At 61.9% G+C, this 14,216-nt stretch carries 10 protein-coding genes, 1 tRNA gene, 2 rRNA genes and 1 pseudogene (1 of these 14 running past the window's edge); 9 read left to right on the forward strand and 5 right to left on the reverse strand.

Translation table 11 applies throughout. The features are described from left to right. Positions 1 to 9 precede the first annotated feature (9 nt). Positions 10 to 894 carry an agmatinase family protein gene (locus C7I56_RS11925; protein WP_106640845.1) on the forward strand — a complete coding sequence of 295 codons (885 nt, stop codon included), beginning with the start codon at positions 10 to 12 and terminating at the stop codon, positions 892 to 894. A gap of 26 nt (positions 895 to 920) precedes the next feature. Here C7I56_RS11925 and C7I56_RS11930 read toward each other — a convergent pair whose 3' ends face one another. After that, entirely contained in the window at positions 921 to 2,141 is a 1,221-nt protein-coding gene (locus C7I56_RS11930; protein WP_106640912.1) for an NAD(P)/FAD-dependent oxidoreductase, read from the reverse strand. Positions 2,142 to 2,208: 67 nt separating this feature from the next. Between C7I56_RS11930 and C7I56_RS11935 the strand changes: the two genes are divergently transcribed. The 6 genes from C7I56_RS11935 to trmB all read left to right on the forward strand — a co-directional run bounded on the left by C7I56_RS11935 (position 2,209) and on the right by trmB (position 8,431). Further along, on the forward strand, positions 2,209 to 2,700 hold the full coding sequence (locus tag C7I56_RS11935; protein ID WP_106640846.1) for a flavin reductase family protein: 492 nt from the start codon (positions 2,209 to 2,211) through the stop codon (positions 2,698 to 2,700). Continuing rightward, positions 2,681 to 4,279 (forward strand): apolipoprotein N-acyltransferase, encoded by a 1,599-nt coding sequence (gene lnt, locus C7I56_RS11940; protein ID WP_106640847.1) that lies wholly within the window; start codon positions 2,681 to 2,683, stop codon positions 4,277 to 4,279. The genes C7I56_RS11935 and lnt overlap by 20 nt, the downstream gene beginning before the upstream one ends. Positions 4,280 to 4,352: 73 nt before the next feature. Further along, positions 4,353 to 5,549, forward strand: coding sequence for a methionine adenosyltransferase (gene metK / locus C7I56_RS11945; protein WP_106640848.1), 1,197 nt, complete (start codon positions 4,353 to 4,355; stop codon positions 5,547 to 5,549). 38 nt (positions 5,550 to 5,587) lie between these two features. Next, positions 5,588 to 6,700 carry an alpha/beta hydrolase family protein gene (locus C7I56_RS11950; RefSeq protein ID WP_106640849.1) on the forward strand — a complete coding sequence of 371 codons (1,113 nt, stop codon included), beginning with the start codon at positions 5,588 to 5,590 and terminating at the stop codon, positions 6,698 to 6,700. A 125-nt stretch (positions 6,701 to 6,825) separates the two neighbouring features. Further along, positions 6,826 to 7,686 (forward strand): retropepsin-like aspartic protease, encoded by an 861-nt coding sequence (locus C7I56_RS11955; RefSeq protein WP_158703130.1) that lies wholly within the window; start codon positions 6,826 to 6,828, stop codon positions 7,684 to 7,686. 52 nt (positions 7,687 to 7,738) lie between these two features. Then, positions 7,739 to 8,431, forward strand: a complete 693-nt coding sequence (gene trmB / locus C7I56_RS11960; protein ID WP_106640851.1) for a tRNA (guanine(46)-N(7))-methyltransferase TrmB — start codon at positions 7,739 to 7,741, stop codon at positions 8,429 to 8,431. Between the two features lie 106 nt (positions 8,432 to 8,537). Here the strand turns inward: trmB and C7I56_RS11965 are convergent, their stop codons facing one another. Then, on the reverse strand, positions 8,538 to 9,692 hold the full coding sequence (locus C7I56_RS11965) for a PQQ-dependent sugar dehydrogenase (protein ID WP_106640852.1): 1,155 nt from the start codon (positions 9,690 to 9,692) through the stop codon (positions 8,538 to 8,540). A gap of 851 nt (positions 9,693 to 10,543) precedes the next feature. Between C7I56_RS11965 and C7I56_RS12660 the strand changes: the two are divergent. Then, positions 10,544 to 10,693, forward strand: a pseudogene (locus C7I56_RS12660) (type III polyketide synthase); the annotation flags it as partial. Between the two features lie 299 nt (positions 10,694 to 10,992). Continuing rightward, the gene (locus C7I56_RS11975; RefSeq protein WP_245409708.1) at positions 10,993 to 11,325 is read left to right on the forward strand and encodes a protein-S-isoprenylcysteine O-methyltransferase; all 333 of its coding nucleotides are present in this window, start codon (positions 10,993 to 10,995) and stop codon (positions 11,323 to 11,325) included. Between the two features lie 91 nt (positions 11,326 to 11,416). Here C7I56_RS11975 and C7I56_RS11980 read toward each other — a convergent pair. From C7I56_RS11980 to C7I56_RS11990, 3 genes are all read right to left on the reverse strand, one after another. Beyond that, positions 11,417 to 11,493: transfer RNA gene (locus tag C7I56_RS11980), tRNA-Met, on the reverse strand. Between the two features lie 75 nt (positions 11,494 to 11,568). Beyond that, positions 11,569 to 11,683, reverse strand: a 5S ribosomal RNA gene (gene rrf / locus C7I56_RS11985). 99 nt (positions 11,684 to 11,782) lie between these two features. Continuing rightward, positions 11,783 to 14,216 (reverse strand): 23S ribosomal RNA (locus C7I56_RS11990); it runs 359 nt beyond the window's last position.

Genomic DNA, 14,216 nt, shown 5'->3' on the forward strand with positions numbered 1-14,216 from the left:
GCAAAGGCCATGAGCAATTCTTCCTGGCCACGTATCACCGATCTGTTCACCACCGGGACGGGCGACGTCGCACTGGTCGGCGCGCCGCTCGGCCTCGGCTCCGTCACGCCCGGCCGCTGCGCCGATGCGCCAAGGGTAGTGCGGGAGACGCTGCGCCGGTTCAGCACTTATGATGTGGAAATGGGCGAGGAATTGGCGCTCAAGATCGCCGACAAGGGCGATGCGCCGGTTGCTCAGCTGATGCCGGGCGACGCCTTTGAATCGATCCGCGATCATGCCGCGCATTGCACGGCATCTCACGGCCTTACTTTGCTGATCGGCGGCAACAATGCGGTGACACGCCCCGCCGCCCATGGCCTTGGCGTACCGCTGGATCAGGTGGGCGTCATCACCCTCGACGCGCATTTCGACCTGCGCGATACCGATGAAGGCCCGCGCAACGGCAATCCCATACGCTGTCTGCTGGAGGATGGCCTTCCCGGCCGCAACATCGTGCAGATCGGCCTCGCCCCCTTCGCCAACACCGCGAAGATGCACGGCACGGCGAAGGAGGCGGGGATCGTAGTCATCACGATTGCGGACGTGAAGAAACGCGGCATCATCGAAGTGATGGAGGACGCCTTCGTCCGCCTCAGTCACTGCACGGCCTTGATGGTCGATTTCGACATCGACGTGATCGACCGCGCGCAATGTCCCGGGGCGCCCGGCGCGCGGCCCGGCGGGATGCCGGTCGACATGTTCTTCGAGGCCGCGCGCTGGGTGGGAGCGCACCGGAAGGTGAAGCTCGTCGACCTGACCGAATTCGACCCCGGGCTGGATGTCAGCGACATAACGGCGCTCACCGCCGCCCGGTGGGTGTGCGAGGTGTTGGCGGGGTATTCAGGGCGCGCTTAAGCCCCCCCCCACCGAGGGGGAGGGCTTTAGAGCATCTCCTTCAGCGGCATACTCGTATCCGCCAGCCGGTCCGGATCGATTGTCGCGCCAGCCTCGACCAGTTTTCGCCCCTGTACATAATCCCTGGTCGCGTTGACGCAGTCGAGGGCGACCACCCGGCCTTGCCGCAAATAGATGAGCGAAAAGCTCCGGCTATCCGGATCGCCGCGCAGCACCGTCTCATCGTAACCGACCGACAAGCCGACCGTCTGCAGCTTCAGGTCATATTGGTTGGACCAGAACCACGGCATAGCCCGGTAAGGTTCCGGCTGACCAAGGATCGCCTTTACCGCGCAGGAGGCTTGATCATGGGCGTTCTGTACCGATTCAACACGCAGCCGCTGGCCGCCCGCAAAGGCGTTTTCGTGCGCGGCGCAATCGCCGATGGCGTAGATGAAAGGGTCGCTGGTGCGGCAGAAGGCGTCGACATCGACGCCATTTGCGCTCGCGAGGCCCGCTGCCTGGAGCGGAGCCGTCGCGGCATCGATGCCGATGCCGACGATCACGATCTCGGCGGGGAGCAAGATGCCGTCGGACAATCGGACGCCCGTCACCCAGTTCTCGCCCTCGATCGCCGCGACCCCGCTGTTGAGGCGGATATCGACGCCCTGCGCGCGATGCTCGGCCTCGTAAAAGCGCGAGATCGGCTCACCCGCCACGCGGGACAGGACGCGATTCTGGGCCTCGACCAATGTCACGGCCTTGCCGAATTTGCGGAGTACCGCCGCCGCTTCGAGGCCGATATAGCCGCCGCCGATCACCACGACATTCCGCACCGACGGAAGCTCTGCCGTCATGGCATCAACTTCCGTGCGGTTGCGGACGACGTGGACGCCCGCGAGGCCTTCGCCCGGGCAGCCGAGCCGCTTCGGCGTGCCACCCGTCGCCCAGATCATCGTACCATAAGTAAATGCCTGGCCATCGGCTGAGGTCATCGTCTTCGCCGCCGGATCGAGAGCCGCGATCCGCGTCGAGGGGAGGAGGGTGATGGCCCGCTCCTGCCAGAAAGCGGCGGGGCGGATAAGGATGCGCTCGAAGGATTTGTCCCCGGCGAGATAATCCTTGGAGAGCGGCGGCCGCTCATAGGGAAGCTCAGGCTCGTCGCCGATCAGGGCGATGCTGCCGGTAAAGCCCCATTGCCGCAAATAGATTGCCGCTTGGGCGCCGCCATGCCCTGCGCCTACGATGATGATGTCATAATTCCTCATGGGCAGCGCATAACCCACGATATTGCGCCTTGCCTATCGGCCATCGGCGCGGGCAAAGGGGAAAAAGATGGACGGCAGCGATCCCCAACTCGTCGGCACCTTTCGCCAGGCCATGCGCCGGGTCGCATCGACCGTAAACATCATCACGATCTGCGTCGATGGCCAGCCCATGGGCATCACGGCAACGGCCATGTCGTCGCTATCGATGGATCCGCCGAGCCTGCTCGTCTGCATCAACCGCGCCACCGCGCTGCACAATTCCTTGGAAGACGTGTCGCATTTCGGCGTGAACGTGCTCCATGCGGACCAGCAGCATCTGGCCGCCATGTTCGCCGACCGCGAGCAGAAGAATCTGCGTTTCGCCGAAGGGTGGGAGCTCGATTGCACCCGTCCGCCGCGCCTGGAAGCGGCGCAGGCCTCGCTCCTCTGCCGCCGGATCGATCATCACCCCTTCGGAACGCACAGCATTTTTATTGGCGTGGTGGAACATGTGGAGGTGCGGGACGATATCGATCCTCTCCTCTATTTGAACGGGCAATATGGACGAGCCAGTATCTAGTATCCCGGCCAATGCCGGGATCCAGAATGACAGCGCTGCTGGGCCACAGCCTTTGCCGGGAAACAAGGCTGCGTGGCTCTACGCCTTTCTCACGGGCCTCGTCGGCGCTTGCGGGTTTCAGCCGATCGGCCTTTGGCCTCTGACGCTCATCGCGATCGCGGGTCTTCTGTGGCTGATCGAACGCGCACCGACGCTCAGGAGCGCGCTGGCCCGGGGCTGGTGGTTCGGTGTCGGCAATTTCGTGCTTGGCCTCAACTGGATCGCGACCGCCTTCACTTATCAAGCGGCGATGCCGGTCTGGCTCGGCTGGGTCGCGGTGGTTTTGCTCTCACTCTACCTCGCCGTCTATCCAGCGGCTGCGGCTGGCCTTGCCTGGCGCTGGGGGCGAGCCAATGCCCTGCTCCTCACACTCGTTTTCGCCGCCGCATGGATCGTGACGGAATGGCTGCGGGCGACCCTCTTCACCGGCTTTGCGTGGAACCCGATCGGCGTGGCCTTGCTCGACACGCCGGTGGCGCGGCTTTCGACCTGGCTCGGCACTTACGGCCTCTCCGGCGTCACGGCCCTGATTGGCGGCACCCTTCTATTGCTCATCCGTCGCCAATGGCGTGGCGCGGCCCTCGTGCTGCTGCCGATTGCGGCGGGATCGGCAATCCTGATGAGCGCACAGCCGGCCGTGACTGCGCCGAACGCCCTCGCCACCCGGATCGTCCAGCCGAATATCAGCCAGGCGGACAAGTGGAAGGAAGATGCCTCCGACCGCAACCTCGCCCGTATCCAGAAATTGTCAGGCTTGCCCGAAGGCACGCCGCGCCTTCTTCTCTGGCCCGAAGCGGCGGTGACGGAGCAGTTGGAGGACGGACGCACCTATCCTTTCCTCCAGCGCTATATCGAGCGGCTGCGGCAGCGGGTGAGCCTGTCCATCGGCCCCAATGACATACTGCTGACCGGCGGCGTCACCTTCCAGTCTCCCGATGGCCGCGAAGTGACGAGCGCCACCAATTCCATCTTCGCGATGGATGGCGGCGGCAAGATCCTCACCCGCTACGACAAATCGCACCTCGTGCCTTATGGCGAATATCTGCCGATGCGGCCGATCCTTTCCGCCATCGGCCTGTCCCGCCTCGCGCCGGGCGATGTTGATTTCGATCCCGGCCCCGGCCCGCTCACGCTCGACATTCCGCGCATCGGCAAGGTCGGTTTCCAGATTTGCTACGAAATCATCTTCTCCGGCCAGGTGGTGGAACGGGCCAACCGTCCGCTCTTCCTGTTCAATCCGTCCAACGACGCCTGGTTCGGCGCCTGGGGTCCGCCCCAGCATCTGGCGCAGGCCCAGCTTCGCGCGCTGGAGGAAGGGCTTCCTGTCCTGCGCGCCACGCCGACCGGCATTTCGGCGGTGGTCGATGCCGACGGGCGCATCCTCCATAGCCTCGGCAACGGTGTCGCCGGCGTGATCGATGCACCGCTGCCGTCCGCGAAGGCGCCGACTCTCTTCGCGCGCCTGGGCAATATCCTGCCCCTCGCCTTTGCGCTCTTCATCGCCGCGGCCGCGATTGCAGTCCGCCGTAAAGCCCGCTAGGACGCGCACATAAGGATATCTTTATATCCGCAAATATCACCTTAAACCTCCAAGCAAAGGCCGGTTTTCAGCGATGCGCAGCAATTACATCTTCACGTCCGAGTCGGTTTCCGAAGGCCATCCCGACAAGGTTGCGGACCAGATTTCGGACGCGATCGTCGATCTCTTCCTCTCTAAGGATCCTGAAGCGCGCATCGCCTGCGAGACCTTGACCACCACCCAGCGCGTCGTCCTTGCCGGCGAAATCCGCTGCAAGGGCGTTTACGAGAATGACCAATGGGCGCCCGGCGCTCTGGAGGAGATCGAGCGCACCGTCCGCGAGACCGTGAAGAAGATCGGCTATGAACAGGAGGGCTTCCACTGGGAGAAGCTGGAATTCTCCAACTTTCTTCATGGCCAGTCCGCCCATATCGCGCAGGGCGTCGATGAAAGCGGCAATAAGGATGAAGGCGCGGGCGACCAGGGCATCATGTTCGGTTTCGCCTGCGACGAGACGCCGGACCTCATGCCCGCGACCCTCTATTACAGCCACAAGATCCTCGAAAAGATGGCCGCCGACCGCCACAGCGGCGCCGCGCCGTTCCTCGAGCCGGACGCTAAGAGCCAGGTCACGCTGAAGTTCGAAAACGGCAAGCCGGTTGCCGCGACGACGATCGTCGTCTCGACCCAGCATGCCAAGGGCTATGACGAGGGCGACAAGGAAGCCGAGCTCCACACCTATGTGAAGCAGGCGATCGCCAGCGTCATTCCGGCCGAACTCCTGTCGGACGAAACCGTCTACCACATCAACCCGACCGGCAGCTTCGAAATTGGCGGCCCGGACGGCGACGCGGGCCTTACCGGCCGCAAGATCATCGTCGACACCTATGGCGGCGCGGCACCGCACGGCGGCGGCGCTTTCTCGGGCAAGGATCCGACCAAGGTCGACCGATCGGCCGCCTATGTCGCGCGCTACCTCGCCAAGAATGTGGTCGCCGCGGGCCTTGCCAAGCGCTGCACCATCCAGCTTTCCTACGCGATCGGCGTCGCCGAACCTCTGTCCGTCTATGTTGATACGCACGGCACGGGCAATGTGGATGAGGCCAAGCTCGAAGCAGTGCTTCCGCAGCTCGTCCGCCTGACGCCGAAAGGCATCCGCACCCATCTCGGCCTCAACAAGCCGATCTACAGCCGCACTGCAGCTTACGGCCATTTCGGCCGCAAGGCGGAAGGTGACCTGTTCAGCTGGGAACGCACCGACCTCGTCGAAAAGCTGAAGGCGGCACTCTGATCGGGAGGCGCGTCCGCAAGGTCTGGCTGGCCATCTTGGTGGCCGCCACCCTCCTTGCGGGCGCGCTGATGCTGATATCGCAGGAGCCCTCCACACCGCAGAAACTTGCCGCGGCACCATCTGAATTGCCGCCTCCGTCCGGCCCTTATGGCGTCGGGCGATCGTTCGAATGTTGGCAGCGCGTTGAAATAGGCGGCAGCGCGCCGCGCCGTCTGCCCGTCTATCTTTACTACCCCGCCGCCGCTCATGGCCGGGAGGCTGTTCTTCCTCCGCAAAAGGCCGATGAGAATTACGGGCAACTTGCACGCCGCTTCGGCGCGGCTGCGGCTTCGTCCTTCTCGCCAGCCATAGGCTCGGCGGTGACCGGCGCCGGCCTTGCACCCGGCAGCCGCTTCCCATTGATTCTATTCGCGCCCGGCGCGGCCCAGCTGCCGACCGATTACAGCATTCTTCTCGAAGCCCTGGCGTCGAACGGCTATGTGGTCGCAGCATTGTCGCCCAACGAGACGGGCTCATGCGCAGGGCCGGGAGGGCAATCGGGCGCATCGGATTTCGAGAAGGTCTCGCTCGACCTCTTGGCCATGCTCGATCGCCTTGCGGCCCCCAGCGGCCATCCCTTGGCCGGGCGCCTCGACATCGGAAAGATCGCCGCTTTCGGACATTCTCGCGGGGGCGCCGCCGCAGTGCTGGCGGCCGCGCGCGATCCCCGGATTCTCGCAGCAATCAACCTCGACGGAGATTTCGCTGGCGCGACCGCCGAGGCCCGCCCCGTTCAGCCGATCCTTTACCTGACGTCCGACCCTGAAGAGCGGACGGGCCTATCACGGCTGTTCGGCAGCGCCGCCAAGGATGAAACGCGCCGCGCCGATCTTTGGCGGCAGGTCGGCTCCAGATCGACGCATGCCGTATCGCTTCGGATCAAGGGTTCCCGCCACCTGACTTTCACTGACATCGCATTGGCGCCGCCTCAATCCGTGTCTCCCAGAAATAGGGAGGCGAGGCTCGGCTCAATCTCCGGTCCGCGCGCGCTGGCCATTACGAATAATTTGGCTGTCGCTTTCTTGGAGCATCATGTGAGAGGAAAAGGGTTGCAGCTCCCGACCTCCTACCCGGAAGTTGCCCCCTTCCCGGTGGAACCTGCGGCCCGATAGCGGCCAGCCGGATATCCGCAGCGCAAATTGGAACGACCCTTTCCAACTTCGCATTCACCTGCTGCCTCTGTAGCGGGTACATGTTTCGTGAGGGACTTAAAGTGAACCGACTTCTATTATGCGTGATGACGAGCCTGCTCACCGGGACGGCGGCCGATGCCGCGCCGCCCAAGGCGCAGCCAGAGGCAGTCATCGAACTCATACCTTGGCGCAACCGCTGGGTGATGGAAGCCGAAATCGGCGGCAAGGTCCGCAAATATCTTTTCGACACGGGCGGGGGCCTCACGCTCATCCACCCCGACACCGCCAAAGCGGCGGGCTGCGAGCCTTGGGGTCAATTGACCGGCTTCCGCATGATGGGGCAGCGCGGGGACGGCCCTCGTTGCGACGGGTTGGCGATGAAAGTGGGTGGCCTGACGCTGGCGCCGCAGGTTCTGACCCTCATCGATATGGGACAGTTGAACCCCCTGGATTCCGAGCTTGACGGCATTATCGGCCTCAACCTGTTCGAAAACAAAACCATCACCATCGATTTCGCCGCTGGCATCGTCACAATCGAAAATGAAGCGAGCCGCAACGAGCGTATCGCGGACTTGCGCCCCCTTCCTATCCGCTTGAAGCGCGAGGTCGACGGCCTTGCCCTCGCCGTCCATGCTGCCGTCCCCACTGAAAAAGGCCCGGTCTTCCTCGAGCTCGATTCCGGGAACGGCGGAACGATCCTGATCAACAAGCCGATCGCGCAGCTCCTCGGCATGGACCCGAAAGCCGAAGGCAAGCAGAAGGCCGATTTCAAGGTGGTGGGGGATATCCGGGCGACGACTGAAGACGCCTTTACGCCGGACATGATCATGGAAGGCAATCTTGGTATGCCTTTCCTTCGCAACTGGGTGATTACGCTCGACTTGGCGCATGGCCTCGCCTGGATCGGCAAACCACCCGTGCCTCCACGCCCGGCACTTCCATTGCCGCCGCCTCCCACCAAATAGGGCGCTGCAACTTCCGCATGACGCGCGAGCCCGGTTTCGCTAACGGGCTCGCATGTCGGATCCCGCATCTATTCGCCGCCTCTACGGCCGCCGTTCCGGGCACAAGCTCCGCCAGGGGCAGGCCGCACTTCTTGAAGACCTCCTCCCCCGCATCGCGGTGCCGGAGGAAGGGCCGATCACCTCGCAAGAATTGTTCGGGGATGCCAAAGGAGAGGGGCGCCCGCTTCACTTCGAAATCGGCTTCGGCAGCGGCGAGCATCTCGCCTATCGCGCCGATCTTCTTCCCGATCACGGCTTTATCGGTTGCGAACCGTTTCTGAATGGCGTCGTCGGCGCGCTTCTTCACGTTCGCGAGAAGGCGCTCGGCAATGTCCGCCTCCACATGGGCGACGCGCTTCAGGTGCTGGAACGGCTTCCGGACGCCTCGCTTCGCTTCGTCTACCTCCTCCACCCCGATCCCTGGCCGAAAGCGCGCCATGCCAAGCGCCGGATGATGAATCATGGCCCGATGGACATCATCGCCGCCAAGCTCGCGCCCGGCGGCGAATTCCGACTTGGTACGGATGACCCGACCTATTGCCGCTGGTCGATGATGATCATGAACCAGCGCACGGATTTCGAATGGCTCGCCGAAAGCGCGAGCGATTTCCTCCATCGCCCCGGCGGCTGGCCGGAAACGCGCTACGAAGCCAAGGCCCGTCGCAAGGGCCACGAAGTCTGGTATTTCCGTTACCGGCGGGTGTGATAACCGCCCTTCGTCATTGCGAGGAGCAAGGCGACGCGGCAATCAATTCTGCGGTCAGGTTGGCCGCCGCTGGATTGCTTCGCTTCGCTCGCAATGACGACTACCGCTAATTTGTCGGCGTCAGCTTCAGCAGCCGCCCCTGCGAACCATCGCCCCCGTCTTCCAGCAACCAGATCACCCCGTCCGGACCCTGCTCCACCTCGCGGATGCGGGCGCCCATGTCCCAGCGTTCCGCTTCCCGCGCGCTTGTGCCGTCGATCGCGACGCGGATGAGGGCCTTGCTGGACAGGCCACCGATGAAGGCACTCCCCTTCCATTGGGGGAAAATGTCGCCCAAATAGATGATGAGGCCTGCGGGCGAGATGACGGGATTCCATGTGACTTCCGGCGCGTTGAATTCGGGCCGCGTGGAATGATCGGGAATGTCCTTCCCGTCATAATGATCGCCATTCGACACGATCGGATACCCGTAATTCGAGCCCTTCTCGATCAAATTGAACTCGTCGCCGCCCTTTGGACCCATTTCGTGGGTCCAGAGCCGCCCGTCGGGCGCGAAGGCGATGCCCAGCAGGTTGCGGTGGCCGTATGACCAGATCTGCGCCTTCACCCGTCCCTGATTGTAGAAGGGATTGTCCGACGGAATGCCGCCCGCGTCGGTCAGGCGGATGACCTTGCCGAGATTCTGGTCGAGATCCTGGGCCGGATCGAATTTCTGCCGCTCACCGCTGGTGATGAACAGGTAACCGTCGGGCGAGAAGGCAATGCGATGGGAGAAATGGCCGTTCCCGGTGACCTTGGGCTCCTGCCGCCAGATCACCTGGAGCCCGTCGATCCGGCCGCCGCCCTGATTGTCGAGGACGAGCGTGCCGCGGCCGACCGCCGCGCCCTTGGTGCCGCCATTGCCCGCTTCGACCCAGCTGAGGTAAATTTGCGCGTTATCGGCAAAATCGGGATGGAGGACGACGTCGCCAAGCCCGCCTTGGCCGCCATAAGCGACGTCGGGCGTGCCGGCGACCGTCCCAATCCTCCCGTCCGGACCCAGCAGCTTCAACTCGCCCTTCTTCTCCGTCACGAGGAGGCGGCCGTCCGGGAGGAAGGTCATGGCCCAAGGCTCGTCGAAATCCGCCACGGCCTGAACCTGAAATGGCCTGCCCTGCCCAGCCTGCGCCACGGCGTTGTTGCTCGTCGCCACGCTTTCCGAGCTGGCCCAGCAGGCCGCGAGCAGAATGAGGGGAAGACCGGCAAGATGAAGCGCGCGCATACAAAGCTCCTGTGAAACCGCCGCGACCGCAAACCGTTCAACGGCAAGCCTGCTTTCTCCTTTTCCGCATAGCCCGATGGAGAAGCCTTGGCTACCAACCGTGCCCCGCCGGTATCCCCCGCTTTCCGTCGCCACGACGGTTCCGCAACATTGCCTGACCAGGACGAGGCGCGCGCGCTAGCCCGGCGGCTTTTCGGCCATCGGATGCCGAGCTTTGATCGCCTGAGTCCCGTGTTCGACAATGCGGGTGTGCAGACGCGGCACATCGCCATGCCGCCCGATTGGTATGCCGCCGATCACGGCTGGCGCTCACGCAATGCAGCCTATCTGGCCGTCGCCGAGCAGCTCTACATTGAGGCGGCGGAAAGGGCGCTGGCGGATGCAGGCGTCCCGCCGATGAGGTCGACACATTGGTCACCATATCGACCACCGGCATCGCGACGCCGAGCATAGAGGTGCGGGTTTTGGGCCGCATGGGATTTCGATCCGACGTTCATCGCGTTCCGATCTTCGGCCTCGGTTGTGCGGGCGGAGCGACGGGTCTCGCCGTCGCGGCCCGGCTGGCGCTGGCCACGCCTGGGAGCATCGTCCTCTTCGTTACGGTGGAGCTTTGCTCCACTTCGATCCGGCTCGATGTCGTGAGCAAGGCCAATATCGTCGCCACGGCGCTGTTTGGCGACGGGGCTGCGGCCTGCCTCGTCCGGAGCGGCGCGGACGACGCGCTCGCGATAATCGGCGAGGGCGGCGAAGTGACGTGGCCCGCGACACCCGACATCATGGGTTAGGACGTCGACGATCCCGGCCTTGGCGTCATCTTTGATCGCGCGATCCCTCCCTTCGTCACCCAGCATATCGGGGACGGCGTCGGTCGCATTCTTGCGCCCCTGGGCCTGATGCGGGACGAGATTGGGCGCTTCGTCTGCCACCCGGGCGGGGCCAAGATCCTCACCGCCCTTGAGAGGAGTCTGGTCCTTTCGGCCGGATCGCTGGATCACGAGCGCGCGATCCTCGTGCATTATGGCAACATGTCCGCGCCGACCGTTTTGTTCGTTCTGAAGGAAGCCCTTGCGACCGGCTTTGCGCCCCCCGCCATGCTGTTGGCCTTGGGCCCAGCTTCACCGCAAGCGGTCTCATCCTGGAGGCGCCATGACCCTACCCGTTCTCATTCTCACCTTGGTGACGCTTCAGCGCCTCGGCGAGTTGGTTGTCGCACGGCGGTACGGCAACCCTGCTTGCTCGCGGGGCCTATGAAGCGAGCCCTGGCCATTACCCAATCATTATCGCGACGCATGCGGCCTGGTTGGCGGCACTTTGGCTGTTTGCGCCCGGGCGGGCGATCGTCTGGCCCTGGCTCATCCTGTTTCTGCTGCTACAGGCGGGGCGCCTTTGGGTCCTCGCCACCCTTGGCACGCGCTGGACCACTCGGATCATCGTGCTACCCGGCGCCCCTCTTGTCAGTGGCGGGCCCGTTCGCTTCGTTCGCCATCCCAATTACGCGATCGTCGCCGGTGAGATTGCTGCATTGCCATTGGCATTCGGCCTCTGGGAAATCGCCCTGCTTCTCTCGCTTCTCAACGCGGCCATTCTATTCGTTCGCATCCGCGCCGAAGAAGCCGCCCTCGCGCAGGCATAAAAAAAGCCCCTCCTGAACGGAGAGGCTATGGGCCACAGATCAAGTCCGGGGCGAAAAAACGCGAAGCGGCAATGCCGCCAAGCTTCGATATTGGTTGCGGGAGTAGGATTTGAACCTACGACCTTCAGGTTATGAGCCTGACGAGCTACCGGGCTGCTCCATCCCGCGCCAATAGCATCCTCCCGGACATTAAATGTAAGGAAGGAAGACTTGTGAATGGGTTTCCTATGCGCTGGCTTCAAAGCCTGGCGACGACCTACTCTTCCATTGCTTAAGCAATAGTACCATCGGCGCTGTCTGGTTTCACGGCCGAGTTCGGGATGGGATCGGGTGGGTCACAGACGCTATGGCCACCAAGCTATGGAGCCAGCGCAAAGGAATTCTAGAAATCGTGCACTTTTTGTATCTAGTGAGAGCCGCCACAGCGACAGCCAAAACTGTCGTTGATGGTGGGATTCTCAAGCGCGAATAGAGCTATTAGGACCGGTTAGCTTCACGGATTACTCCGCTTCCACATCCGGCCTATCAAGGTCGTGGTCTTCGACCGCTCTAAGAAATCTTATCTTGAGGGAGGCTTCCCGCTTAGATGCTTTCAGCGGTTATCCCGTCCATACATAGCTACCCTGCTGCACCGTTGGCACGATGACAGGTCCACCAGAGGTATGTTCAACCCGGTCCTCTCGTACTAGGGTCAACTCCTCTCAAATTTCGACGCCCACGGCAGATAGGGACCAAACTGTCTCGCGACGTTCTGAACCCAGCTCACGTACCACTTTAATTGGCGAACAGCCAAACCCTTGGGACCTGCTCCAGCCCCAGGATGTGATGAGCCGACATCGAGGTGCCAAACAACCCCGTCGATATGAGCTCTTGGGGGTTATCAGCCTGTTATCCCCGGCGTACCTTTTATCCGTTGAGCGATGGCCCTTCCACGAGGGACCACCGGATCACTATGACCGACTTTCGTCTCTGCTCGACTTGTCAGTCTCGCAGTCAGGCGGGCTTATGCCATTGCACTCTAACAGCCGGTTTCCAACCGGCCTGAGCCCACCATCGCGCGCCTCCGTTACTCTTTAGGAGGCGACCGCCCCAGTCAAACTACCCGCCACAGAGGGTCCCAGCGCCGGCTAACGGCGCGTGGTTAGACAGTAAAGAACAACAGGGTGGTATTTCACTTGTTGGCTCCACACCAGCTGGCGCCGGTGCTTCAAAGCCTCCCACCTATTCTACACAGTTGTTCTCCACTGCCACTCTGAAGCTGCAGTAAAGGTGCACGGGGTCTTTCCGTCTAACCGCGGGTACTCCGCATCTTCACGGAGAATTCAATTTCGCTGAGCATGTACTGGAGACAGTGGGGAAGTCGTTACGCCATTCGTGCAGGTCGGAACTTACCCGACAAGGAATTTCGCTACCTTAGGACCGTTATAGTTACGGCCGCCGTTTACCTGGGCTTCATTTCGGAGCTTGCACCCCTCCACTTAACCTTCAGGCACCGGGCAGGCGTCAGACCCTATACGTCGTCTTGAAGCCGACTTAGCAGAGCCCTGTGTTTTTGCTAAACAGTCGCTACCCCCTGGCCTGTGCCCCCTACAATTGCTTGCGCAAAGGTAGGGCCTCCTTCTTCCGAAGGTACGGAGGCAATTTGCCGAGTTCCTTCAGTACACTTCTCTCAAGCGCCTTGGTATACTCTACCAGACCACCTGTGTCGGTTTCGGGTACGGTCTATACGGTGGGGCTATTTCCTGGAACCTCTTCGAAGCATTCTCAATCCGATAAGAGAATACAACTTACGAGATCCGTCACACACCACCAGGCTGCGGAATATTAACCGCATTCCCATCGACTACCCCCTTCGGGCTCGTCTTAGGGGCCGGCTCACCCTGCGCGGATTAGCCTTGCGCAGGAACCCTTGGTCTTTCGGCGAAAGGGCATCTCACCCTTTTTATCGCTACTCATGTCTGCATTCGCACTTCCGATACCTCCACCGTCGGTTACCCTTCGGCTTCACAGGCTTACGGAACGCTCCGCTACCGCTCATCTTACGATGAACCCTAAGCTTCGGCACGTATCTTGAGCCCCGTTACATCTTCGCCGCAGGACCTCTTATTTAGACCAGTGAGCTGTTACGCTTTCTTTAAAGGATGGCTGCTTCTAAGCCAACCTCCTGGTTGTTTTGGAAGTCCCACATGCTTTCCCACTTAGATACGATTTGGGGGCCTTAGCTGTAGGTTAGGGCTGTTTCCCTTTTGACGACGGACCTTAGCACCCGCCGTCTGTCTCCCGGATATTACTCTTGGGTATTCGGAGTTTGGTTAGAGTTGGTAGGTCTCGCGACCCCCGCATCCATCCAGTGCTCTACCCCCCAAGGTATTCGTCCGAGGCACTACCTCAATAGTTTTCGCGGAGAACCAGCTATTTCCCGGCTTGATTGGCCTTTCACCCCTAAACACAACTCATCCGGTAACTTTTCAACGTTAATCGGTTCGAGCCTCCAGTGGGTGTTACCCCACCTTCACTCTGGTCATGCCTAGATCGCCGGGTTTCGGGTCTAATGCATCAAACTCAATCGCCCTATTCAGACTCGCTTTCGCTGCGCCTACACCTATCGGCTTAAGCTTGCTTGATACATTAAGTCACAGACCCATTATGCAAGAGGTACGCGGTCAGGTCTCAAGGACCCTCCCACTGCTTGTAGGCAACCGGTTTCAGGTACTGTTTCACTCCCCTCATCGGGGTGCTTTTCACCTTTCCCTCACGGTACTTGTTCACTATCGGTCATACACGAGTATTTAGGCTTCGAGGGTGGTCCCCCGATGTTCAGACAGGATTACACGTGTCCCGCCCTACTCAAGTCTCATCACATCAGTTTCGCATACGGGGCTGTCACCCGC

Source organism: Allosphingosinicella vermicomposti (assembly GCF_003012815.1).
GTDB classification, from domain to species: domain Bacteria; phylum Pseudomonadota; class Alphaproteobacteria; order Sphingomonadales; family Sphingomonadaceae; genus Allosphingosinicella; species Allosphingosinicella vermicomposti.